The sequence below is a fragment of the Amycolatopsis vastitatis genome, from assembly GCF_002234595.1.
Classification (GTDB): domain Bacteria; phylum Actinomycetota; class Actinomycetes; order Mycobacteriales; family Pseudonocardiaceae; genus Amycolatopsis; species Amycolatopsis vastitatis.
The window spans coordinates 237,842-259,445 of sequence record NZ_NMUL01000031.1; the positions used below are offsets into that span (position 1 = coordinate 237,842).

Annotated in this window: 20 protein-coding genes and 1 riboswitch; of the genes, 16 read left to right on the forward strand and 4 right to left on the reverse strand. The window is 70.9% G+C overall.

Annotated elements, in window-relative coordinates; genetic code table 11:
- Nucleotides 1-3: 3 nt before the first annotated feature.
- The 3 genes from CF165_RS29455 to CF165_RS29465 all read left to right on the forward strand — a co-directional run bounded on the left by CF165_RS29455 (nucleotide 4) and on the right by CF165_RS29465 (nucleotide 2,568).
- Entirely contained in the window at nucleotides 4-327 is a 324-nt protein-coding gene (locus CF165_RS29455) for a PadR family transcriptional regulator (protein ID WP_093950839.1), read from the forward strand.
- On the forward strand, nucleotides 324-1,532 hold the full coding sequence (locus tag CF165_RS29460) for a DUF1700 domain-containing protein (protein ID WP_093950840.1): 1,209 nt from the start codon (nucleotides 324-326) through the stop codon (nucleotides 1,530-1,532). The genes CF165_RS29455 and CF165_RS29460 overlap by 4 nt, the downstream gene beginning before the upstream one ends.
- A gap of 73 nt (nucleotides 1,533-1,605) precedes the next feature.
- Nucleotides 1,606-2,568: an alpha/beta fold hydrolase gene (locus CF165_RS29465; RefSeq protein ID WP_093950841.1), complete on the forward strand. Its 963-nt coding sequence runs from the start codon at nucleotides 1,606-1,608 to the stop codon at nucleotides 2,566-2,568.
- 120 nt (nucleotides 2,569-2,688) lie between these two features.
- Here the strand turns inward: CF165_RS29465 and CF165_RS29470 are convergent, their stop codons facing one another.
- The gene (locus CF165_RS29470) at nucleotides 2,689-3,216 is read right to left on the reverse strand and encodes a YflT domain-containing protein (protein WP_093950842.1); all 528 of its coding nucleotides are present in this window, start codon (nucleotides 3,214-3,216) and stop codon (nucleotides 2,689-2,691) included.
- A gap of 211 nt (nucleotides 3,217-3,427) precedes the next feature.
- Between CF165_RS29470 and CF165_RS29475 the strand changes: the two genes are divergently transcribed.
- Genes CF165_RS29475 through CF165_RS29490 form a run of 4 tightly spaced genes read left to right on the forward strand, consistent with a single transcriptional unit; the run spans nucleotide 3,428 to nucleotide 7,614 of the window.
- Nucleotides 3,428-4,792, forward strand: coding sequence for a glutamine synthetase family protein (locus CF165_RS29475; protein ID WP_205661008.1), 1,365 nt, complete (start codon nucleotides 3,428-3,430; stop codon nucleotides 4,790-4,792).
- Nucleotides 4,773-5,483 (forward strand): gamma-glutamyl-gamma-aminobutyrate hydrolase family protein, encoded by a 711-nt coding sequence (locus tag CF165_RS29480; RefSeq protein ID WP_093950844.1) that lies wholly within the window; start codon nucleotides 4,773-4,775, stop codon nucleotides 5,481-5,483. The genes CF165_RS29475 and CF165_RS29480 overlap by 20 nt, the downstream gene beginning before the upstream one ends.
- On the forward strand, nucleotides 5,480-6,847 hold the full coding sequence (locus CF165_RS29485; protein WP_093950845.1) for an aldehyde dehydrogenase family protein: 1,368 nt from the start codon (nucleotides 5,480-5,482) through the stop codon (nucleotides 6,845-6,847). Before CF165_RS29480 ends, CF165_RS29485 begins: the two co-directional genes overlap by 4 nt.
- Complete coding sequence (locus CF165_RS29490) at nucleotides 6,847-7,614, forward strand: 3-oxoacyl-ACP reductase (protein WP_093950846.1); 768 nt, start codon at nucleotides 6,847-6,849, stop codon at nucleotides 7,612-7,614. The genes CF165_RS29485 and CF165_RS29490 overlap by 1 nt, the downstream gene beginning before the upstream one ends.
- Here CF165_RS29490 and CF165_RS29495 read toward each other — a convergent pair.
- Nucleotides 7,611-7,802: a hypothetical protein gene (locus CF165_RS29495; protein ID WP_093950847.1), complete on the reverse strand. Its 192-nt coding sequence runs from the start codon at nucleotides 7,800-7,802 to the stop codon at nucleotides 7,611-7,613. The two genes, CF165_RS29490 and CF165_RS29495, sit on opposite strands and share 4 nt — an antisense overlap.
- A 72-nt stretch (nucleotides 7,803-7,874) precedes the next feature.
- Here CF165_RS29495 and CF165_RS29500 point away from each other — a divergent pair, with 72 nt between their 5' ends.
- The 7 genes from CF165_RS29500 (at nucleotide 7,875) to CF165_RS29530 (ending at nucleotide 17,563) form a co-directional block, all read left to right on the forward strand.
- Entirely contained in the window at nucleotides 7,875-9,167 is a 1,293-nt protein-coding gene (locus tag CF165_RS29500) for a helix-turn-helix domain-containing protein (RefSeq protein WP_093950848.1), read from the forward strand.
- A gap of 284 nt (nucleotides 9,168-9,451) precedes the next feature.
- Nucleotides 9,452-9,550, forward strand: a riboswitch (glycine riboswitch).
- Between the two features lie 39 nt (nucleotides 9,551-9,589).
- Nucleotides 9,590-12,421, forward strand: a complete 2,832-nt coding sequence (gcvP, locus tag CF165_RS29505; RefSeq protein ID WP_093950895.1) for an aminomethyl-transferring glycine dehydrogenase — start codon at nucleotides 9,590-9,592, stop codon at nucleotides 12,419-12,421.
- A gap of 6 nt (nucleotides 12,422-12,427) precedes the next feature.
- Complete coding sequence (gene gcvT, locus CF165_RS29510; protein ID WP_093950849.1) at nucleotides 12,428-13,519, forward strand: glycine cleavage system aminomethyltransferase GcvT; 1,092 nt, start codon at nucleotides 12,428-12,430, stop codon at nucleotides 13,517-13,519.
- Between the two features lie 12 nt (nucleotides 13,520-13,531).
- Nucleotides 13,532-13,909, forward strand: coding sequence for a glycine cleavage system protein GcvH (gene gcvH / locus CF165_RS29515; protein WP_093950850.1), 378 nt, complete (start codon nucleotides 13,532-13,534; stop codon nucleotides 13,907-13,909).
- Complete coding sequence (gene glyA / locus CF165_RS29520; RefSeq protein WP_093950851.1) at nucleotides 13,909-15,183, forward strand: serine hydroxymethyltransferase; 1,275 nt, start codon at nucleotides 13,909-13,911, stop codon at nucleotides 15,181-15,183. Before gcvH ends, glyA begins: the two co-directional genes overlap by 1 nt.
- Entirely contained in the window at nucleotides 15,180-16,181 is a 1,002-nt protein-coding gene (gene lipA / locus CF165_RS29525) for a lipoyl synthase (protein ID WP_093950852.1), read from the forward strand. Before glyA ends, lipA begins: the two co-directional genes overlap by 4 nt.
- A gap of 14 nt (nucleotides 16,182-16,195) precedes the next feature.
- On the forward strand, nucleotides 16,196-17,563 hold the full coding sequence (locus CF165_RS29530; protein ID WP_093950853.1) for an L-serine ammonia-lyase: 1,368 nt from the start codon (nucleotides 16,196-16,198) through the stop codon (nucleotides 17,561-17,563).
- 245 nt (nucleotides 17,564-17,808) lie between these two features.
- Here CF165_RS29530 and CF165_RS29535 read toward each other — a convergent pair whose 3' ends face one another.
- Entirely contained in the window at nucleotides 17,809-18,039 is a 231-nt protein-coding gene (locus tag CF165_RS29535) for a hypothetical protein (protein WP_093950854.1), read from the reverse strand.
- A 92-nt stretch (nucleotides 18,040-18,131) separates the two neighbouring features.
- Between CF165_RS29535 and CF165_RS29540 the strand changes: the two genes are divergently transcribed.
- Nucleotides 18,132-18,854, forward strand: a complete 723-nt coding sequence (locus CF165_RS29540; protein ID WP_167441598.1) for a FadR/GntR family transcriptional regulator — start codon at nucleotides 18,132-18,134, stop codon at nucleotides 18,852-18,854.
- A 93-nt stretch (nucleotides 18,855-18,947) separates the two neighbouring features.
- Nucleotides 18,948-20,858, forward strand: coding sequence for a transglycosylase domain-containing protein (locus CF165_RS29545; protein ID WP_093950855.1), 1,911 nt, complete (start codon nucleotides 18,948-18,950; stop codon nucleotides 20,856-20,858).
- Nucleotides 20,859-20,862: 4 nt separating this feature from the next.
- Here the strand turns inward: CF165_RS29545 and CF165_RS29550 are convergent, their stop codons facing one another.
- Nucleotides 20,863-21,519, reverse strand: coding sequence for an O-methyltransferase (locus CF165_RS29550; RefSeq protein WP_093950856.1), 657 nt, complete (start codon nucleotides 21,517-21,519; stop codon nucleotides 20,863-20,865).
- Between the last annotated feature and the right edge of the window lie 85 nt (nucleotides 21,520-21,604).

The following is a 21,604-nucleotide window of genomic DNA, read 5'->3' on the forward strand; positions in this document are numbered from 1 at the left end:
GCAGTGGAGATCAGTCAGCTGCTCAAGGGCGTGCTCGATCTCGCCGTTCTCGCGGTGCTCCGGGAGGAGGACGGCTACGGGTACGACGTCCTGCGAAGGCTCAGGAGCGCCGGCCTGAACGAGGTGGGGGACGCGTCGGTGTACGGGACGTTGCGCAGGCTGTACAAGGCCGGCCTGCTCACCTCGTACGTGGTGCCCAGCGAAGAGGGGCCCCACCGCAAGTACTACAGCCTGAACGAGCCGGGCCGCGCGCGCCTGGCGGAGTCCGGCAAGACCTGGCAGAGCTTCGCTTCGACGATGAACGTGCTTTTGGGAGACGCAGCATGAGCGACAAGCCGACCGCCGTGCGGGTCTATCTGGCGCGGGTCCGCACCGCGCTCGCCGACCTGCCCGCGAGCGAGATCGAGGAAATCCTCGAGGACGTCCGCCCGCACCTGGTGGAACTGGAGGCCGAGCTGGGGGAGGGCGCCCGCGTCGAGGCCTTGATCGAACGGCTCGGCACGCCCGAAAGCTACGCCGCCGAGCTGCGCGCTTCCGGCGGGTACCCGCCGGCGGGGGAGGGGTCGGTGCAGGTGATCGCGGCGGCCGCGCCCGGCCTGGCGAAACCGCGGATCGCGTTGTGGGGCCTGGTGCTCAGCGCGCTGGCTCTCGCGCTGCTCGCGTTCGGTGTCGCGGTCGCCGGCCGGCCCAGCGCGCTCGCGGCCCTGTTGCTGGTGGCTCCGGTGTTCGCCGTCAGCCTCGTGCTGATGCTGCGCGGCGGCGTCGAGCCGGTGCTGGCGCTGCCGGAAGTGGCGTGGCTGCGGAGGGTGCTGGCCAAGGGACGCGAGCAGGAGGAGGCCGGCAAGCTGCTGCGCTACCTCGCTTCGCTGAAGCCGGCGTGGTGGGTGCTGTGCGCCTTGGCGCTGATCGCGTTCGGGCTGCTGCTCATGGTGCGGCAGCGGAGCGCGGTGCTGCTGGTGCCGTTCCTGCTCCTGGTGGGGGCCGCGATCGTGTGGGCCGGTCCGCGGGTGCGCCGCGACCGGCGGCTGCTGTGGCTGGCCGTGCCGGTTTCGGCGTTCGTCGTCGGGAGTGTGCTCGGCGGGATCGGCAACGTGGCCTCCCTTCTTCCCCGCGACCGGACCTACTACGGCGCGCCGCCGTACAGCACGGCGGAAGACCACTACGGCAACGACCAGCTGACCTACGGCGGCCGCTCGATCGAAAACGTCTACGCCTTCGACGGCGAAGGCAAGCCGCTGACCGAGGTCTACCTCTACGACGAAGACGGCAGGCCGATCACGCTGACCCGCTACGGCTGTGAGCGCTCGAGCGGCAGCAGGCAGAAGATCGGGGAGGACAACCGGTTCCCCCGGCCGAAGATCGAGCAGGGCGTCACCGACGACCAGGGCAACTACAACGGCTACAACGGCTACCGCGCCGCCTGCCGCGAGGACGGGGGTGTGCCGTTCAGCGCCGCGATCCCGAAGGTGACGGTGCCGCCCACGACCACCACGCCGCCGGCCACGTCGACTTCACCGACGCCGACCAGGTAGGGGGGCGGGCGCGTTCACCCGTTCCGAACGCGCCCGAAACGCCGGGCGAACGTGAGCGTGCTGAGCTGGGCGGATGACGTCACCCACGGACAGTTTCGCCCCGCGCACCCGGGTCGTCCACGGGTACGAGCGCGCCTACCGGATGGCCGGGCGCGGGCCGGCCCTGCTCTTCCTGCACGGCATCGGCGACGACTCGTCGACCTGGCTGGACCTGCTGGCGTCGCTGTCGGCCGACTTCACGGTGATCGCGCCCGACCTGCTCGGCCACGGCTCTTCGGCCAAGCCGCGCGCGGACTACTCGGTCGCGGCCTACGCGTGCGGCATGCGTGACCTGCTGACCACCCTCGACATCGACCGGGTGACGGTGGTCGGGCACTCGCTCGGCGGCGGTGTCGCGATGCAGTTCGCCTACCAGTTCCCGGAACGGTGCGAACGCCTCGTGCTGGTCGGCTCGGGCGGGGTCGGGGCGGGCGTCCACCCGCTGCTGCGCCTGGCCGCGGCGCCCGGGGCGGGGCTGGTGCTGCCACTGCTGGGGACGCCGCCCGCGGTGGCGGCGCTGCGCGGGGTCGCCGGGCTGCTGCGGCTCTTCGACGACGCGGACCTCGACTACGTGCTGACCCGGTACGCGCGGCTGGTCGAGCCGGACACGCGCTCGGCGTTCCTGCGGACGCTGCGCTCGGTCGTCGACTGGCGCGGGCAGGTGGTCAACATGCTGGATCGGTGCTACCTGACCGAGGGCATCCCGACGCTGCTGGTGTGGGGCACGGAGGACCGGGTGGTGCCGAGCGGCCACGCGCTGCGCGCGCACCGGGCGATGCCGGGCAGCAGGCTGGTCCTCTTCGAGGGCGCAGGCCACTTCCCGCACCGGGCGGATCCGGAGCGGTTCCTGGAGATCCTGCGGGAGTTCCTGGCCCAGACGCCGCCGGCGCGGTACGACCGCGGGCGGTGGGGGAAGTTGCTCCGCGCGGGCCGTCCGGTGGAAGCTCCGGAGACGGCGGGGGTCCCGGACGTGCCGACGGTGTCGTCGGGCACCTGAGCAGCCCCCGTTTTCCACGCTACCGGCGGCCACCGACGGTTTCCGGGGTAGCCGGCGGAGTTGTCCCCAGGCACGGCGAAGGCCGCCTCCCGGGGGAGGCGGCCTTCCGGTCGACGAGCGTCAGTGGCCGAAAGCGCTGCGCGCCGCCAGGTCCGCCAGCAGCGCGCGGCCCTTCTCGGCGTTGCGGGGCTGGGACAGGACGTCGTAGCGGCGGGCGACCAGCTGGCTCTGCGAGATGAAGCCGCGCTTGTTGCGGTTCACCGCGTAGCCCAGCGCGCCGAAGAGCAGGTTGAACCCGAGACCGGCCACGAGGCCGATCGCGATCGGGACCAGTCCGGCGCCCGGGTTCAGCAGGCTGAGCACCAGGCCGAGGAACAGACCGAACATGGCACCGGACGTCGCCGCGCTGCCCAGGACCTTGCCCCAGGACATCTTGCCCGCGACCCGCTCGACGAGCAGCGGCTCCACGCCCACGATCGTGACGTCGGTGACGGGGAAGTCGGTGCCCGCGAGGTGGTCGACCGCCCGCTGTGCCTGCTCGTAGGACTCGTACGAACCGATCGGCCAGCCGGTGGGCAGGGTCGGCAGCTGGGGCCGGGCCTGCTGCTGCTGCTCGCCGAACGTGCTCTGCGTGAATGCTGTGGTCATCGATCTCACCTCTCTTGTCCCGTTCAACGTCCGAAGGCCCCGGATTCCTCCCGTCCGGGGGAATTCACAGACTCTTCTCAGCCGGGCAACCCAGACAATCCGGCCGCCCGGTCAAAGGTTCAAAAAGATACCTTTGTTCCGGTTGACCCGGCGAGGCTCACCGGGTAGGAAGGACCGGCAAAGGATTCATACCAAACCTTTGGGGCGACGGATGGCACGCAGGCGAGGCATGCTCACGCTCGACGAACTCCGGGCGCGCGTGGACGCGGGCACGATCGACACCGTGCTCGTCGCGCTGACGGACATGCAGGGCAGGCTCCAGGGCAAGCGCTGCTCCGCCGAATACTTCCTGGACGAGGTCGTCGGCCACGCCACCGAAGCCTGCAACTACCTCCTGGCCGTCGACGTCGACATGAACACCGTCGACGGCTACGCGCTCTCTTCGTGGGACAGCGGCTACGGCGACTTCGTGCTGCGTCCCGACCTCGAGACGCTGCGGGAGATCCCCTGGCACGACGGCACCGCCCTGGTCCTGGCCGACGTCGAGCGCGTGCAGGGCGGCCCGGTCTCGGTGTCGCCGCGCCAGATCCTGCGCCACCAGCTCGACCGCCTCGCCGAGCGCGGGCTCGCCGCCTTCGTCGGCACCGAGCTCGAGTTCATCGTCTTCGACGACACCTTCGAGGCCGCCTGGGACAAGCGCTACCACGGCCTCAAGCCCGCCAACCAGTACAACGTCGACTACTCGATGCTCGGCACCGCGCGGCTCGAGCCGCTGCTGCGCCGCATCCGCAACGAGATGGCGGGTGCCGGGCTCTACCCGGAGTCCGCCAAGGGCGAGTGCAACCCCGGCCAGCAGGAGATCGCCTTCCGCTACACCGATGCCCTGAGCACGTGCGACAACCACAGCGTCTACAAGAACGGCGCCAAGGAGATCGCCGCGCAGGCGGGCAAGAGCCTCACCTTCATGGCGAAGTACAACGAGCGCGAGGGCAACTCCTGCCACATCCACATCAGCCTCCGTTCGACCGAGGGGCGGGCTGTGCTGCCCGGCGACGGCGAGCACGGTTTCTCGAAGCTGATGGAGCACTTCCTCGCCGGCCAGCTCGCCGGGCTGCACGAGCTGACGTACTTCCTCGCCCCGAACGTCAACTCCTACAAGCGGTTCGTGCCCGGCAGCTTCGCGCCGACGGCGATCGCCTGGGGCACCGACAACCGCACCTGCGCGCTGCGCGTCGTCGGCCACGGCGAGTCGCTGCGCGTCGAAAACCGCGTGCCGGGTGGCGACGTCAACCCGTACCTCGCGGTCGCCGCGCTCATCGCCGCCGGGCTGCACGGCATCGAGAACGAGCTGGAGCTGGAAGAGCCGTTCACCGGCAACGCCTACAACTCCGACCGCGGGACAGTGCCGACCACCCTGCCCGAGGCCGCCGCGGCCCTGGCCGGCAGCGACCTGGCACGCGCGGCGTTCGGCGAGGACGTCGTCGAGCACTACCTGAACGCGGCGAAGATCGAGGTGGACGCGTACAACGCCGCCGTCACCGACTGGGAGCTGATCCGTGGCTTCGAGCGACTCTGAGCCCGTCATCGGCCTCACCAGCTACCTGGAACCGGCGAAGTTCGGCGTCTGGGAGACCGAAGCCGTGCTGCTGCACCGGGTCTACGTCGACTGCGTCGTCGCGGCCGGTGGCATCCCGGTGCTGCTCCCGCCGGTGTCCGCCGGGTACGAACGTCTGGCGTCCACTGTGGACGCGCTGGTGCTCACCGGCGGTGCGGACGTCGAACCCGGGCGCTACGGCCACGAGCCGCACCCGGCCACCTACGTCCGGCCCGAGCGGGACGCCTTCGAGCTCGGCCTTTTCGAGGCCGCGCGCAAGGCGGGCAAGCCGGTCCTGGGCGTGTGCCGCGGCCTGCAGGTGATGAGCGTCGCCCTCGGCGGGACGATCGCCCAGCACCTGCCCGAGACCGCGGGCACGACCGAGCACCAGCCCGCCCCGGCGGTCTTCGGCGCCACCACGATCTCCTTGAAGGACGGCAGCCGCGCGGCGGCGATCCTGGGACCCGAAACCAAGGGGCACTGCTACCACCACCAGGCCGTCGACCGGCTCGGCGGCGGCCTGGAGGCCGTCGGGTGGGCGGCCGACGGCACGATCGAGGCCGCCGAGATCCCCGGCGAATTCACCCTCGGCGTCCAGTGGCACCCCGAGCAGGACAGTGCCGACGTCCGGCTGTTCCAGGCTCTCGTCGAAGCGAGCAAGGAGAGGGAATGACCACCAGTTTCGACGTCCGGAACCCCGCCACCGAGGAGGTGGTGCGGACGGTCCCGCTGACGAGCGCCGAAGAGACCGACGCGGCGATCGCCCGCGCGCACGCGGCGTTCCCGGCGTGGCGCGACGTCACCCCCGGCGACCGCGCGCGCCTGCTGCGCCGCTTCGCCGACGCCGTCGAGGCCGACATCGAGAACCTCGCGCGGCTCGAGGTCGAGAACTCCGGGCACACCATCGGCAACGCGCGCTGGGAAGCGGGCAACGTCCGCGACGTGCTCAACTACTACTCCGCCGCGCCGGAACGCCTGATCGGCAAGCAGATCCCGGTGCCGGGCGGGATCAACGTCACCTTCCAGGAGCCCCTGGGCGTGGTCGGCGTGATCGTGCCGTGGAACTTCCCGATGCCGATCGCGGGCTGGGGTTTCGCGCCCGCACTCGCCGCCGGGAACACCGTGGTCCTCAAGCCCGCCGAGCTGACGCCGCTGACCGCCGTCCGGCTCGCCGAGCTGGCCCGTGAGGCGGGCATCCCGGAGGACGTCTTCCAGGTGCTGCCCGGCAAGGGATCCGTGGTGGGGCAGCGGTTCGTGGACCACCCGGCCGTCCGGAAGGTCGTCTTCACCGGCTCGACCGAAGTCGGCAAGCAGATCATGGCCGGCTGCGCGGCCCGAGTGAAGCGCGTGACGCTGGAGCTGGGCGGCAAGAACGCGAACATCGTCTTCGCCGACTCCGACCTGGAGAAGGCCGCGGCCACCGCGCCCTACGGCGTCTTCGACAACGCCGGCCAGGACTGCTGCGCGCGGTCGCTGATCCTGGTGCAGGCGAGCGCGTACGAGCGGTTCATGGAGCTGCTCGAACCCGCGGTGCACGGCGTGGTCGTCGGCGACCCCGCCGACGAGAAGACCGAGATGGGCCCGCTGATCTCGGCCGCGCACCGCGAGAAGGTCGCGAGCTACGTGCCGGACGACGCACCCGTCGCCTTCCGCGGCAGCGCGCCCGCCGGACCCGGCTACTGGTTCCCGCCGACCGTCCTCACCCCGCCCGACCTGCGGCACCCGGCCGCGGCGGAGGAGGTCTTCGGCCCGGTCGTCGCCGTCGTGCCGTTCGCGGAGGAGGCCGACGCGATCCGGATGGCCAACGCGACCGAGTACGGCCTGTCCGGGTCGATCTGGACCCGCGACGCCGGCCGCGCGTTCCGGGTCGCGCGGGGCGTCGAAGCCGGCAACCTCTCGGTGAACTCGCACTCTTCGGTGCGCTACTGGACGCCGTTCGGCGGCTTCAAGCAGTCCGGCCTCGGCCGCGAGCTGGGCCCCGACGCCGCGGCGGCGTTCACCGAAACCAAGAACGTCTTTCTGAGCACGGAGGAGTAATGGTCCAGCGTTTCGAAGGCCGCGTCGCGGTCATCACCGGCGGCGCGAGCGGCATCGGGCTCGCGTCGGCCCGCCGCCTGGCGAGCGAAGGCGCGAAGGTCGTCATCGCCGACCTGTCGCCGGTCGTGGGCAAGGCGGTCGCCGACGAGATCGGCGGCGCGTTCGTCCAGACCGACGTCACCGACGCCGAGCAGGTCGAGAACCTGTTCCACACCACGGTCGAGCAGTTCGGCTCGGTCGACGTCGCGTTCAACAACGCCGGCATCTCCCCGCCCGAAGACGACTCCATCCTGACCACCGGCATCGAGGCGTGGGACCGCGTGCAGCGCGTCAACCTGACGTCGGTGTACCACTGCTGCAAGGCGGTCCTGCCGCACATGCAGCGCCAGGGCAAGGGCTCGATCATCAACACGGCGTCGTTCGTCGCGGTGATGGGCGCGGCCACCTCCCAGATCTCCTACACCGCGTCCAAGGGCGGCGTGCTCGCGATGAGCCGCGAGCTTGGCGTGCAGTTCGCGCGGGAGAACATCCGCGTCAACGCGCTGTGCCCGGGGCCGGTGAACACCCCGCTGCTCAAGGAGCTGTTCGCCAAGGACCCGGAACGCGCCGCGCGGCGGCTGGTGCACGTGCCGGTGGGCCGGTTCGCCGAGCCGGAGGAGATCGCGGCCGCGGTGGCCTTCCTGGCCAGCGACGACGCCAGCTTCATCACGGCGTCGCAGTTCCTCGTCGACGGCGGCATCTCCGGCGCGTACGTCACCCCCATCTAACGGCGCGTCTTGACGCCGTAGACGTCCTTCAGGAACTTCCAGGCGGCGTTGAGCCGCTTGCGTTCTTCCGAGAGGAGCTTTTCGCGGCGGCGGAGCACCCGGGTGGCGACTTCGGAGGCGAGGAACGCGCCGGCGGCGAAGGTCAGCACGCCGACGATCAGGGTCAGGGCGATGATGGTGGTCGTCATGGTGACCAGCGTCGGAGCGCCGTGGGCGTTTCGTCCCTGCGCAAAGCTAGCGGGTTTCGTTAGCTTTGTGAGGTGACGCACTGGCGCGCCGACGAGTGGGCGGAAGCGGTCCGGGCCGGCATCCGGGCCCGGGGGCTGTCCCTGGACGAGGCCGCGCGCCGCATCGGCGTCCCGACGTCGACGCTGCGCAGCTGGATCGAGCACCGGCACGCGCCGAAGGTGACCGTCTTCGACCACTGGGCGCAGCTCGCCGAGGTGACCGGGCTCGGCGAAGCCGAGCTGCTGCGCGTCGCCGGGGTACTGCCCGACGCGCTGGCGTCGCCGGTGCACGCCGCCCAGGCGGCGAAGGCGCTGCGGGAGGGCATCGACCAGGCCGGGCAGTTCCTGCGGCAGGCGACGGCGCTGGTCTACTCCTCGCCCGGCACGCAGGTGGCCAACGCCATCGCGGCGTCGCCGATCGACTGGGAGATGCGGATCCGCTCGGCCACCCGCGGCGACGAGGTCCGCGTCACCTACCACCACTACGTCGGGGTCGTGCCGCCGCGCGGCTTCCCGCACACCGACGCCGAAGCGCGCCGGATCGTCGAGCACGAGATCCTCGGCGAACTGTGGCGGCCGCTGGGGCTGTACTGGCGGGTCGCCGAGGTGCACGACTGGCACGAGCCGCCCCGGCTGGTCATCCAGGTACCCGAGCAGGAGGCGACGCGCCCGCCCGCGCCGTCGCCGGTCGTGACGGCGCCGCCGGTGGTGGTGCTGTCGCCGATCTGGGGTTACGGCGAGCTGCTGGCGTCGCTGGTCGCCGACGGTCTCGGCTTCGGCAACGTCGACTTCCGCTACTTCGGCCTCCCCGACGCGATGGCCGACCGGGTCCGGATCACCGCGCGCGAGCTGGCCGAGCCGGCCCCGCGGCTGGTGCACTCGGTGCCGCCGATCATGCTGCTGCACGGCCTGGCCGTGCCGGACCTGACCGGACGGCTCCCGGTCGTCGTCCGCTACGGGCCCCGCATGCGCGCCCGCGCGGCGCGCATCTACCGCGAGGCGCTGCTCGAAGCCGGGTTCGCGGACCCGCTGGCGGGCGCCCGCGCGATCGAGGAGGCGGTCTCGGTGCCGCCGGGCTGTTCCTACTTCGAGGTGACGCTGGCCGACGAGGACGTCTTCGACGGCGACCGTCCCTCGCTGGACCGGCTCAACGACTCGGTGGCGTGGCACGCCGAGCAGATCGTCGAGCAGGTCCTGCTGGGCGCCGGGCACCCGCCGGTCCCGCTCGGCGGCCCGCTGAAACGCCTGGTCCTGCCCTCGGGCCGGGTCCGCCGTCCCCCGGTCCTGGCCGGGAAGGTGGTGCGCCGGCTCGCCGGTGAGCCCTGACCCAAGCGCCCCAATGTGGCGTTCGGTGCGTCCAACGCACCCAATGCGGCGTTCGGTGCGTTGGACGCAACCAACGCCACATTGGGGCGCTTGTCGAGGCCGGGTCGAGAACCACTGTGGCGTTGCCCGGGTGAAGTAGACGGGCCTCGGAGACGGCGGGTACCGTTACCGCCACAACTGCAGATCGGGCCGTCGAGCCGAGGCGGGAGAGCCCTCACGAACGTGGTGGGGCACCGAAGGAGCAAACTCCCCGGAATCTCTCAGGTACCCGCTACCGCTTCAGGCGAGGCCACTCTGGAAAGCAGGCGCACCCGCGTCTCACCCAAGGTGAAAGCCGTGTCGCACACGGTGAAACTCTCAGGTGCCATGACAGAGGGGGAGTTCCCAGCGCACCGTTGTGTGCCCGGCCCGAGGAGCTCCCGATCACCTCTACGCAGTTCGACGCCCGCCACATCGGCCCGTCCGAGGCCGAGCGCGCGAAGATGCTCGCCGAGTGCGGTTACGGCAGCCTGGACGCCCTCGTCGGCGCCGCCGTCCCGACCGCCATCCGCACCACCCGTGACCTGCGGCTCCCGCCGGCCGCGTCCGAAGAGGACGCCACCGCGGAGCTGCGTGCCCTCGCCGCGCGCAACCGGCCGATGACGCAGATGATCGGCCTCGGCTACTCCGACACCGTGACGCCCGGTGTCATCCGGCGCAACGTCCTCGAGAACCCCGCCTGGTACACGGCGTACACGCCCTACCAGCCGGAGATCTCGCAGGGACGGCTCGAAGCGCTCCTCAACTTCCAGACCATGGTCGCCGACCTGACCGGCCTGGCCACCGCGAACGCCTCCCTGCTGGATGAGTCGACCGCCGTCGCCGAAGCCGTCACGCTGATGCGCCGCGCGTCCAAGGCCAAGTCCAACAAGGTCGTGCTCGACGCCGAGTGCCTGCCGCAGACCATCGCCGTCGTGCGCACCCGTGTCGAGGCCCTCGGCATCGAGGTCGAGGTCCGCGACCTGCTGACCGGCCTGCCGGACGAGTTCTTCGGCGTCGTCGTCCAGTACCCCGGCGCGTCCGGTGTGCTGCGCGGCCGCGGCTTCTACCAGGCGATTTCGGAGTCGGCGAAGGCCGCGGGCGCGCTGTACACCGTCGCCGCCGACCTCCTCGCGCTGACGCTGGTCACCTCGCCCGGCGAGTTCGGCGCCGACGTCGCCGCGGGCTCGACGCAGCGCTTCGGCGTCCCGCTCGGCTACGGCGGCCCGCACGCCGGGTACATGGCGGTCCGCGCCGGGCTCGAGCGCTCGCTGCCCGGGCGTCTCGTCGGCGTCTCGGTCGACGCCGACGGCAACTCCGCCTACCGCCTCGCGCTGCAGACGCGTGAGCAGCACATCCGCCGCGAGAAGGCGACGTCCAACATCTGCACGGCGCAGGTCCTCCCGGCCGTGCTCGCCGCGATGTACGCGGTCTACCACGGTCCCGACGGCCTGAAGAAGATCGCCCAGCGCGTCCACGGCCTGGCCGCGGGCTTCGCCGACGCGCTGCGCACGACCGGCGTCGAGGTCGTCCACGAGTCCTTCTTCGACACCGTCGTCGCGCACGTGCCCGGCCAGGCCGCCGAGGTCCACGCGGCCGCCCGCGAAGCCGGGATCAACCTCGGCCACGTCGACGCCGACCACGTGCGCGTCGCCTTCGACGAGGTCAGCACCCCGGCGATCACCGCGAAGGTCCTGCGCGCGTTCGGCGTCGAAAGTGACCTGCAGGACGGCGTCGCGCTGCCGAACGGCCTGGCCCGCGAGAGCGGCTTCATGGGCCACGAGGTCTTCGGCACCCACCGCTCCGAGACGGCGATGCTGCGCTACCTGCGCCGCCTGGCCGACCAGGACTACGCGCTCGACCGCGGCATGATCCCGCTCGGCTCCTGCACGATGAAGCTCAACGCCACCACGGAGATGGAGCCGATCAGCTGGCGCGAGTTCGCCGGCATCCACCCGTTCGCGCCGGCCGAGGACGCCGAGGGCTACCATGTCCTCGTCGCCCAGCTCGCGGAGTGGCTGGCCGAGGTCACCGGCTACGACAAGGTGTCACTGCAGCCGAATGCAGGCAGCCAGGGCGAACTGGCCGGGCTGCTCGCGATCCGCGCCTACCACCGCGCCAACGGTGACGAAGCTCGCGACGTCTGCCTGATCCCGTCGTCCGCGCACGGCACCAACGCCGCGTCCGCGGTGCTCGCCGGGATGCGCGTGGTCGTGGTCAAGTGCACCGACGAGGGCAACGTCGACCTCGACGACCTGCGGTCCAAAGTGGACGCCCACCGCGACACCCTGGCCGCGATCATGGTGACGTACCCGTCCACGCACGGTGTGTACGAGCACGACATCGACGAGCTGGCCAAGATCGTCCACGACGGCGGCGGCCAGGTGTACGTCGACGGCGCGAACCTCAACGCCCTGCTCGGCCTGGCCAAGCCGGGCGAGTTCGGCGGCGACGTCTCGCACCTGAACCTGCACAAGACGTTCTGCATCCCGCACGGCGGCGGCGGCCCCGGCGTCGGCCCGGTCGCGGTGCGCGCGCACCTCGCGCCGTACCTGCCGAACCACCCGCTGCTCGACGCCGCCGGCCCGGAGACCGGCGTCGGCCCGATCAGCGGCGCGCCCTACGGCTCGGCGTCGATCCTGCCCATCTCCTGGGCGTACGTCCGGATGATGGGCGCGCCCGGCCTGACCGCGGCCACCAAGGTCGCCGTGCTGGCCGCGAACTACGTCGCCTCACGGCTGGCGCCGCACTACCCGGTGCTCTACACGGGCCAGGACGGCCTGGTCGCCCACGAGTGCATCCTCGACCTGCGGCAGATCACCAAGGAGACCGGCGTGACGGTCGACGACGTCGCCAAGCGGCTCATCGACTACGGCTTCCACGCGCCGACGATGTCGTTCCCGGTCGCGGGCACCCTGATGGTCGAGCCGACCGAGTCCGAGGACCTGGGCGAGATCGACCGCTTCATCGCCGCGATGATCGCCATCCGCGCCGAGATCGACGAGGTGACCAACGGGCGCTGGACGGCGGAGGAGTCGCCGCTGCGCGGCGCCCCGCACACCGCGGAGACGCTGGTCGGGGAGTGGGACAAGCGCTACGACCGCGAGCTGGCCGTGTACCCGGCGGGTGTTTCCCGGAAGACCAAGTACTGGCCCCCGGTGCGTCGCATCGACGGCGCCCGCGGCGACCGTAACCTCGTGTGCTCCTGCCCGCCCCTCAACGCTTACGAAGGCTGAGCTTCAGTGTCGAAAGAGACCTCCCTGCACGGAGTCCACAAGGGACTCGGTGCGCTGTTCACCGACTTCGCCGGCTGGTCGATGCCGGTCCGCTACGCCAGCGAGCTGGCCGAGCACAAGGCCGTCCGCGAGGCGGCCGGGCTGTTCGACCTGTCGCACATGGCCGAGATCCACGTCACGGGCAAGCAGGCGGCGGACGTCCTGGACTTCGCGCTGGTCGGCAACCTCACCGGGGTCAAGCCGGGCCGGGCGCGGTACACGATGATCTGCAACGAGTCGGGGGGCGTGCTGGACGACCTGGTGGTCTACCGCCTGGCCGACGAGCACTACCTGGTCGTCGCGAACGCGGGCAACGCGCAGGTCGTCGCGGACGCCCTCGCCGAGCGGGTCGCGGGCTTCGACGCGGTCGTGGACGACCGGTCCGAGACCACCGCGCTGATCGCCGTCCAGGGCCCGAACGCCGCGGCGATCCTCGCTGCCGTGACCGACGCCGACCTGGACGCGCTGAAGTACTACGCCAGCGTCCCGGCGTCGGTGAAGGGGCACGACGTCCTGCTCGCCCGCACCGGGTACACCGGCGAGGACGGCTTCGAGCTGTTCGTCGACGCCGACGAAGCGCCGGCGTTGTGGCGCCTGCTGATGGACGCCGGCGAGCCGCACGGCTTGGTCCCGGCGGGCCTCGCCTGCCGCGACACGCTGCGTCTCGAAGCCGGGATGCCGTTGTACGGCAACGAACTGACCGTCGAGCAGAGCCCGTTCGAGGCGGGGCTCGGGCGGGTCGTCAAGTTCGAGAAGCCGGGCGACTTCGTCGGCCGCGCGGCCCTGGAGGAGCGGTCCGAGGCCGACGTCCCGCGAGTGCGGGTCGGCCTGCGCGGAGCCGGTCGTCGTGCTCCCCGGCACGGCTACGCGGTGCTGGCCGACGGCACCGAAATCGGCGAGGTCACCAGCGGCGCGCTCTCGCCCACCCTCGGTTACCCGATCGCCATGGCGTACGTCGATCGGGCGTACGCCGAGCCCGGCACCGAGCTGTCCGTCGACATCCGGGGCAGGATCGAGCCCGTCGAGGTCGTCGCCCTGCCCTTCTACTCCCGCGCGTAAGGACTCTTTCCTGTGAGCATCCCCGAGAACCTGCAGTACGCCAAGGAACACGAGTGGCTGAGCGTCTCCGATGGTGTGGCCACCGTCGGGATCACGGCCTTCGCCGCGGAATCGCTCGGTGACATCGTGTTCGTCCAGCTGCCCGACGCGGGCGCCACGATCACCGCGGGCGAGGTGTTCGGCGAGGTCGAGTCGACCAAGTCCGTCAGCGAGCTGTACGCGCCGGTGTCCGGTGAAGTCGTCGAGGTGAACGGCACCACATCGGACACCCCCGAGGTCATCAACTCCGACCCGTACACCGAAGGATGGCTCCTGAAGGTGCGTCTCACCGCGGACGTGCCGGACCTGCTCGACGCCGCCGCGTACGCCGCGCACACCCAGGAGAACTGATGACGACCTTCGACGCGCCCCTGTCCGAAGTCGACCCCGAGGTCGCCGCGGCCGTCGCCGACGAGCTGACCCGCCAGCAGTCCACCCTGGAGATGATCGCCTCCGAGAACTTCGCCCCGGTGGGCGTGCTCGAGGCGCAGGGCTCGGTGCTGACCAACAAGTACGCCGAGGGCTACCCGGGCCGCCGCTACTACGGCGGCTGCGAGCACGTCGACGTCGTCGAGCAGCTCGCCATCGACCGCGCGAAGGCCCTCTTCGGCGCCGAGCACGCCAACGTCCAGCCGCACTCGGGCGCGCAGGCCAACGCGGCCGCGATGTTCGCCGTGCTCAAGCCGGGCGACACGATCCTCGGGCTCGACCTGGCGCACGGCGGTCACCTGACGCACGGAATGAAGATCAACTTCTCGGGCAAGCTCTACAACGTCGTCGCCTACCACGTCGACAAAGAGACCGGCATCGTCGACCTCGCCGAGATCGAGCGCCTGGCCGTCGAGCACCGGCCGAAGCTGATCATCGCCGGCTGGTCCGCCTACCCGCGTCAGCTCGACTTCGCCGAGTTCCGCCGCATCGCGGACCTCGTCGACGCCCGCCTGATGGTGGACATGGCGCACTTCGCCGGGCTGGTCGCGGCCGGGCTGCACCCGTCGCCGGTGCCGCACGCCGACATCGTCACCACGACCACGCACAAGACCCTCGGCGGCCCGCGCGGCGGGCTCATCCTCAGCCGCGAGGAGCTGGCGAAGAAGATCAACTCGGCGGTGTTCCCGGGCCAGCAGGGCGGGCCCCTGGAGCACGTCATCGCGGCCAAGGCCGTCGCGCTGAAGATCGCCGCGAGCGAGGAGTTCAAGGAGCGTCAGCAGCGCACCCTGGAGGGTTCGCGGATCATCGCCGCGCGGCTGTCGCAGGCGGACTGCGCCGCGGCGGGGGTGCGGGTGCTGACCGGCGGCACCGACGTCCACCTGGTGCTCGTCGACCTGGTCCAGTCCACTCTGGACGGCCAGCAGGCCGAGGACCGGCTGCACGAGGTCGGCATCACGGTCAACCGCAACGCCGTCCCGTTCGACCCGCGCCCGCCGATGGTCACCTCCGGCCTGCGGATCGGCACGCCGGCACTGGCCACCCGCGGCTTCGGCGCGGACGACTTCGCCGAGGTCGCCGACATCATCGCGGAAGCACTGAAACCGGGCTTCGACGACGCTGTGCGTTCCAAACTCCGCGACCGTGTCGAAACCCTCGCGGCGAAGCACCCGTTGTACGCGGGCCTGTCGCGATGAGCGCGCAGCCCGAGGGCCGGAAGCTGTTGCGTCTCGAGGTTCGCAACAGTGAGACGCCGATCGAGAAGAAGCCGTCGTGGATCAAGACGCGGGTGCGGATGGGGCCGGAGTTCACGGAGCTCAAGGGTCTGGTGCGCCGCGAGGGTTTGCACACGGTGTGTGAGGAGGCCGGTTGTCCCAACATTTACGAGTGCTGGGAGGACCGTGAGGCCACGTTCCTCATCGGCGGGGACCAGTGCACGCGGCGGTGTGATTTCTGTCAGATCGACACGGGTAAGCCCGCGGCTTTGGACACTTCGGAGCCGCGGAAGGTCGCGGAGTCGGTGCAGGCCATGGGTCTGCGGTATTCGACGGTGACCGGGGTGGCGCGTGATGACCTGGCCGATGGTGGTGCGTGGCTGTATGCGGAGACGGTGCGGCAGATTCACGCGTTGAACCCCGGCACGGGTGTGGAGTTGTTGATTCCGGACTTCAACGCCGACCCTGGCCAGCTCGCTGAGGTATTCGGGTCGCGGCCGGAGGTCCTTGCCCACAACGTGGAGACGGTGCCGCGGATTTTCAAGCGCATCCGCCCGGGTTTCCGGTACGCACGGTCGTTGGAGGTCATCACCAAGGCGCGTGAGGCCGGTTTGGTGACGAAGTCGAACCTGATCTTGGGTATGGGTGAAACCGCCGATGAGGTGGCTCCGGCGATGCGGGATCTGGTGGATGCGGGGTGTGAGATCTTGACGATCACGCAGTACCTGCGTCCGTCGCCGCGGCATCACCCGGTGGACCGGTGGGTGAAGCCGGAGGAGTTCGTGGAGCATTCGAAGGCGGCCGAGGCGATGGGCTTCGCCGGGGTGATGGCGGGGCCGCTGGTGCGGTCGTCCTACCGCGCCGGACGGCTCTACGCGCAGACCAAGGGTTACCGTGGGGAGGAGCTGCCGGAGAACCTGCGGCACCTCGCCGACCAGGGCCCGGCGGCGCAAGAAGCCAGCTCCCTGCTGGCCCGATAGGAAGGGGCGGATCAATGGCGATCAGCGTCTTCGACCTGTTTTCCATCGGCATCGGCCCGTCGAGCTCGCACACCGTCGGGCCGATGCGGGCGGCACTGACCTTTGTGGACGGACTCGGCGCGGAGCTCTCCTCGGTTTCCCGCGTCCAGGCGGAGCTGTTCGGCTCGCTCGGCGCGACCGGGTTCGGCCACGGCAGCGACAAGGCCGTCCTGCTCGGGTTGTCGGGTGAGCGTCCCGAAGAGATCGACACGGACACCGTGCCGGTGCGCGTCGCAGAGATCCGCGAGTCCGGCAGGCTGCTTTTGGCCGGTACGCACGAGATCGCGTTCGACGAGGACACCGATCTCACGATGCACCGGCGCAAGTCGTTGCCCGCCCACCCGAACGGCATGGTCTTCCGCGCGTTCGACGCGTCCGGCGCGCTCCTGCGCGAGCGCACCTACTACTCGGTCGGCGGCGGCTTCGTCCGCGACGAGTCGTACGAAACGGACACGGTGTTCGTCGAGGACTCGACGCCGGTGCCGTACCCGTTCCGCACCGGCGCCGACCTGCTCGGGCACTGCGCCTCGACCGGCCTGCCGATCAGCGAGATCATGCTGGCGAACGAGTTGTCCTGGCGCACTGCTTCGGAGGTGCGTTCCGGGCTGCTGGACATCTGGGCGGTCATGGCGGAGTGCGTCCGCAACGGCTGCACGCACGAAGGCGTCCTGCCGGGCGGCCTGAAGGTGCCGCGCCGGGCTCGTTCGCTGCACGAGAAGCTCCTGGCCGAGGACGGCGCGGACGACCCGCTGTACGCGATGGACTGGGTGAGCCTGTACGCGCTGGCGGTCAACGAGGAGAACGCGGCGGGCGGCCGCGTGGTGACGGCGCCGACCAACGGCGCCGCCGGCATCATCCCCGCGGTGCTGCACTACTACCAGCGGTTCATCCGGCACTCGTCGGACGACGGCATCGTGACGTTCCTGCTCACCGCGGGCGCGATCGGCTCGATCCTCAAGCAGACGGGCAGCATTTCGGGAGCCGAAGTCGGCTGCCAGGGCGAGGTTGGCTCGGCCTCGGCGATGGCGGCGGCGGGCCTGACGGAGGTGCTGGGCGGAACCCCGGCGCAGGTGGAGAACGCGGCGGAGATCGGCGTGGAGCACCACCTCGGCCTGACGTGCGACCCGGTCGGCGGCCTGGTCCAGATCCCGTGCATCGAGCGCAACGCGGTGGGCGCGTCGAAGGCGATCCACGCGGCAAGGATGGCCATGCGCGGCGACGGCAGTCACGTGGTGACCCTGGACAAGGCGATCAAGACGATGCGCGAGACGGGCGCGGACATGAGCGTGAAGTACAAGGAAACCGCCCGCGGCGGCCTGGCGGTGAACGTCATCGAGTGCTGACCGGTCACGGTCGCCCGGGCGGAGTTGTGCTCGGTGGCCTCCACCCCGAAGCCCGATTGTGACTACGGCCGGTAGCACCGCGTCAAGGCGGGAAAGCGTGCCTTGACCCGGCACTACCGGCCGTGTTGCGGCTTCGTATCGGGGTTGCGGGAGGGGGCTGGGTGGAGCGCCGGTATGCCCTCAGCGTGCGGTTCACGCCGGTTCGGCATCTCCCGGGGGGCTCTTCGACTTTGCCGGAGCCCCGGTCAGCGCTGCTCGTCTTCCGGTTCGCTCGCCAGCTTCAACCCGACCTCCACCAGCGTCCAGCCCAGCTGTTGCCGTCTGGTTCCCGTGCGCCTGCGAGGCGCCGCACGGCCCGGTGGGTGGGTTCGCGCGCCGTGGTGGAGTTCGGTCTCCCGCTCGTGGACCAGGTCCTCGGCCATCAGAAAGTGCACCGGATCGCCCCCTGCGTCGATGTTCGGTGTCGGTCGTTCCATCGTCGCCGAGAGTGGCCGTTGTGTGCCACTGGTTTTCCGTGCGGCGAACACAGGGTGACCGGCGTTCCCGGAACTCGGCCTAGACTCGCGGGATGGAGTCGACCTCGGTGGTGAATGCCGGTGAAGCGCTGTTCCGGCCGGTCCGCGCGGGCAACGCCTTCGAGGAGACCGTCGAGCGGCTGCTGCAGGCGATCCGGCTCGGCGTGGTCGGCGCGGGGGAACGGCTGCCGTCGGAACGCGAGCTCGCCGAGCGGCTCGGCGTCAGCCGCGTCACGCTGCGCGAAGCCATCCGCGCGCTCTCCGATGCCGGTTACGTGGAGTCACGGCGGGGTCGGTACGGCGGCACGTTCGTGAACGAAAGCCTGCCCGGGCCAGAACGGTCACCCGGCGGCAAGGTCGACGCCGTCGCGCTGGAAGACGCGTTGAGCCTGCGCTACGTCCTCGAGACGGGCGCCGCGGAGATGGCCGCCGCGCGGTCGCTCAGCCCGGCCGACCGGCAGCACCTCACCGGCACGCTCGCCGAGGCCGCGAGCGCCGAGCTCGACGACTACCGCCGCAAGGACTCCCGGCTGCACCTGGCCATCGCCGAGGTGACCGCGTCCGGCTCCCTGACCACGGCGATGGCCGACGCCCGCAGCCGCGTCAACCAGCTGCTCGACCGGATCCCCCTGCTCCCGCCCAACCTCGACCATTCGAACACCCAGCACGAGGCGATCGTCGACGCCATCCTCGCCGGTGACGCGCCCGCCGCCCGGCAGGCGATGGCGGAGCACATCGAAGGCACGGCCTCGCTGCTGCGCGCTTTCCTGGCCTGACCCCACTGCCTCGAAGGCGGCCTCTTCACAGGATTCGAACAACCTCGTCAATTCTCCACAGAACCTTTTCACCCGCCCGGCCGTCACCTGTTCGTGACCATTGCGCCGGAGGAAAAAGCCGAAAAGCCGGACACCCCGCGCCGCCGGCGGTGGCGGCGGTTCCGCCGTACCGCGGGCTGGACGGCCGGAACGCTCATCGGCGTTCCGCTGATCGCTTTCTGGGTCGCCTACCTCGTGCTCGACGTCCGCAGCCCGCAGGACGTCCTGGCCGGGCTCGACAAGACCGTCGTCCTGCAGTATTCGGACGGGTCCGAGCTGCTCAAGGTGCTTCCCGCGGACGGCGACCGGCTGTTCGTGCCCTACTCGCGGGTGCCCGCGAAACTGCGGGACGCGATCATCGCCACCGAGGACCCCACCTTCTGGGACAACCAGGGCTTCGACCCGACCGGCATCGGCCGCGCGTTCCTCACCGGGGTCGGCGGCGGCTCGGGGATCACCCAGCAGTACATCAAGAAATCCACCGGCGACGCCGAGGCGTCGCTCGGGCGCAAGTTCGCCGAGCTGGTACTGGCCACGAAGATCACCCAGGAACAAAGCAAGGAACAGATCTTCGAAAGCTACGTCAACATCATCTCCTTCGGCCGCGGCACGTTCGGGCCCGCCGCGGCGATGAACGCCTACTTCGGCAAGAAACTCGACGACTCGATCACCTGGAGCGAAGCCGCCTTCCTCGCCGGGATGATCCAGTCGCCGTCGGTGCACGACCCGGCGGCCTCCGGCGATGTCCACGCTTCACGGCGCTGGCAGTACGTCCGCGACAAGCTCGTCGCCCGCGGGTACGTGAAGGGCGACGAACCGATGGCCTACCCCGGCAACGAGATCCAGCCGCCGTCGGAGACCCGCGCGGGCCGCGTCACCTACGACGAGTTCCACATCAAGCAGCAGGTCCTCGCCGAGCTCGAACAGGACGGCTTCCCGCTCGCCCGGCTCCAGCAGGGCACGATGACGGTCGAGACGACCCTGGACCGCGGGATGCAGGACGCCGCGAAGAAGGCGTTGCTGGACAGGCTGAAGCGCGAGCCGAAGGAGTTCCGCGGCGCCCTCGTCGCGGCCGACCCGAAGACCGGCGCCGTCCGCGCCTACTACGGCGGTGACCAGGGCATCCGCGACTACGCGGGCACACCGCACGCCACCGGCTCGGCGTTCTTCCCGTTCACCCTCGCCGCGGCGCTGCGCCAGGGCTACAGCCCGGACCAGCCGATCCCGTCGCCGGACAAGATCGAGTTCCTCGGCGAGAAGTTCCAGTACCCGGACGTCTGCGGCCCGAAGTGCACCCCGCGCAAGGCGATGGCGTCGGACGCGATCACGCCGTTCGTCGCGCTGGCGAAGAAGCTCGGCCCGGACGCGCTGAGCGAAACCGCGCGGCAGGCCGGCATCCCGGAGGCCGTCGACGGTGTCCCGACCCTGCGCGAGAAGGACGGCTTCCTGATCGGCTCGGGCATCGCGGTCGGCCGGTACGCGCTGCGGCCGCTGGACGTGATGGGTGCTTACGGGACCTTCGCCGCGAACGGCCGCCGCGCGACGCCGCACCTGGTGGCGAAGGTGCGGGACCAGAGCGGCGAGGTCGTCTGGGAACACCCGGACACCTCGGGCCCGGCGTTCGGCGACGACGGCGACCTGAGCCGCCGCGTCGCCGGCGGTGTCACCGGCACGCTGGCCACGGCGCTGCCGGACGGCCGCCCGGCGGCACTGCGCACCGGCGAGGCCGAGCACGGGATCGGCCCGGACAACCAGGACGCCTGGGCCGTCGGCTACACCTCGCAGCTGGTCACGGCGGTCTGGATCGGCTCCGACGACGACCGGCTGCTGAAAGACGCCGGCGGCGCGAAGCTGACCGGTGACGTCGTCCCGGCCGACATCTGGCGCGGGTTCATGGCCGCCGCCCACCGCGGGCTGCCGCCCCGGCCACCGGCCGACGGCGGCCAGCCGGTGGCGCGGCGGTGAGCGGTCAGCGGACCAGGGCCAGCACGAACCCGTCGTGCCCCTTGGTGCCCACGGTCTGCACAGCCGTCGCGTCCAGCCGCGGTTCGGCGGCGAGCAGGTCGAACATCTCCCGCGCGCCCCGGACGTTCGGGTCGGTGCTGCCGGCGTCCGTCACGCGCCCTTGGCGGACGACGTTGTCGACGACGATCGTCGTGCCCGGCCGCGCCAGCTCCAGCGAAGCGCGCACGTAGTTGGCGAGGTTGACCTTGTCGGCGTCGATGAACACGAAGTCGAACGGCCCGGACAGCGTCGGCAGCGTGTCCAGCGCGGCACCGACGCGGATTTCGGCGACGTCCTCGCCGAAGCCCGCCCGCGCCAGGTTCGCCTTCGCGACCTCGGCGTGCTTCGGGTCGTATTCGCAGGTCACCAGCTTGCCGCCGGGCGGGAGCGCGCGGGCCAGCCAGATCGTGCTGTACCCGCCGAGCGTGCCGATCTCCAGGATCGTCCGCGCCCCGGCCATCCGGGCCAGCAGGTGCAGCAGCTTGCCCTGGTTGGGTGCGACGGCGATCGACGGCAGCCCGCCGGCGGCCGAGTCGGCGAGCGCTTCGTCGAGCACCGGATCGGGGGCGAGCAGTGCGCCGGTGAGGTAGTCGTCGATTTCGGCCCAGGTCTTGTCGGTCATGGCACCTCCGAACCCAATCTAGCGGGCTTCGGGGATCATGAGCGAGCAGCGACGGGATCATGCCGACGACGTCCGGAGCGGGAAG

What these genes read in the sequence shown, in the direction of transcription:
- CF165_RS29460 (WP_093950840.1), top strand. Translation starts at nt 324, where the DNA reads ATGAGCGACAAGCCGACCGCCGTGCGGGTCTATCTGGCGCGGGTCCGC.
- CF165_RS29465 (WP_093950841.1), top strand. Translation starts at nt 1,606, where the DNA reads ATGACGTCACCCACGGACAGTTTCGCCCCGCGCACCCGGGTCGTCCAC.
- CF165_RS29470 (WP_093950842.1), bottom strand. Translation starts at nt 3,216, where the DNA reads ATGACCACAGCATTCACGCAGAGCACGTTCGGCGAGCAGCAGCAGCAG.
- CF165_RS29475 (WP_205661008.1), top strand. Translation starts at nt 3,428, where the DNA reads ATGGCACGCAGGCGAGGCATGCTCACGCTCGACGAACTCCGGGCGCGC.
- CF165_RS29485 (WP_093950845.1), top strand. Translation starts at nt 5,480, where the DNA reads ATGACCACCAGTTTCGACGTCCGGAACCCCGCCACCGAGGAGGTGGTG.
- CF165_RS29490 (WP_093950846.1), top strand. Translation starts at nt 6,847, where the DNA reads ATGGTCCAGCGTTTCGAAGGCCGCGTCGCGGTCATCACCGGCGGCGCG.
- CF165_RS29495 (WP_093950847.1), bottom strand. Translation starts at nt 7,802, where the DNA reads ATGACGACCACCATCATCGCCCTGACCCTGATCGTCGGCGTGCTGACC.
- glyA (WP_093950851.1), top strand. Translation starts at nt 13,909, where the DNA reads ATGACGACCTTCGACGCGCCCCTGTCCGAAGTCGACCCCGAGGTCGCC.
- lipA (WP_093950852.1), top strand. Translation starts at nt 15,180, where the DNA reads ATGAGCGCGCAGCCCGAGGGCCGGAAGCTGTTGCGTCTCGAGGTTCGC.
- CF165_RS29530 (WP_093950853.1), top strand. Translation starts at nt 16,196, where the DNA reads ATGGCGATCAGCGTCTTCGACCTGTTTTCCATCGGCATCGGCCCGTCG.
- CF165_RS29535 (WP_093950854.1), bottom strand. Translation starts at nt 18,039, where the DNA reads ATGGAACGACCGACACCGAACATCGACGCAGGGGGCGATCCGGTGCAC.
- CF165_RS29540 (WP_167441598.1), top strand. Translation starts at nt 18,132, where the DNA reads ATGGAGTCGACCTCGGTGGTGAATGCCGGTGAAGCGCTGTTCCGGCCG.
- CF165_RS29550 (WP_093950856.1), bottom strand. Translation starts at nt 21,519, where the DNA reads ATGACCGACAAGACCTGGGCCGAAATCGACGACTACCTCACCGGCGCA.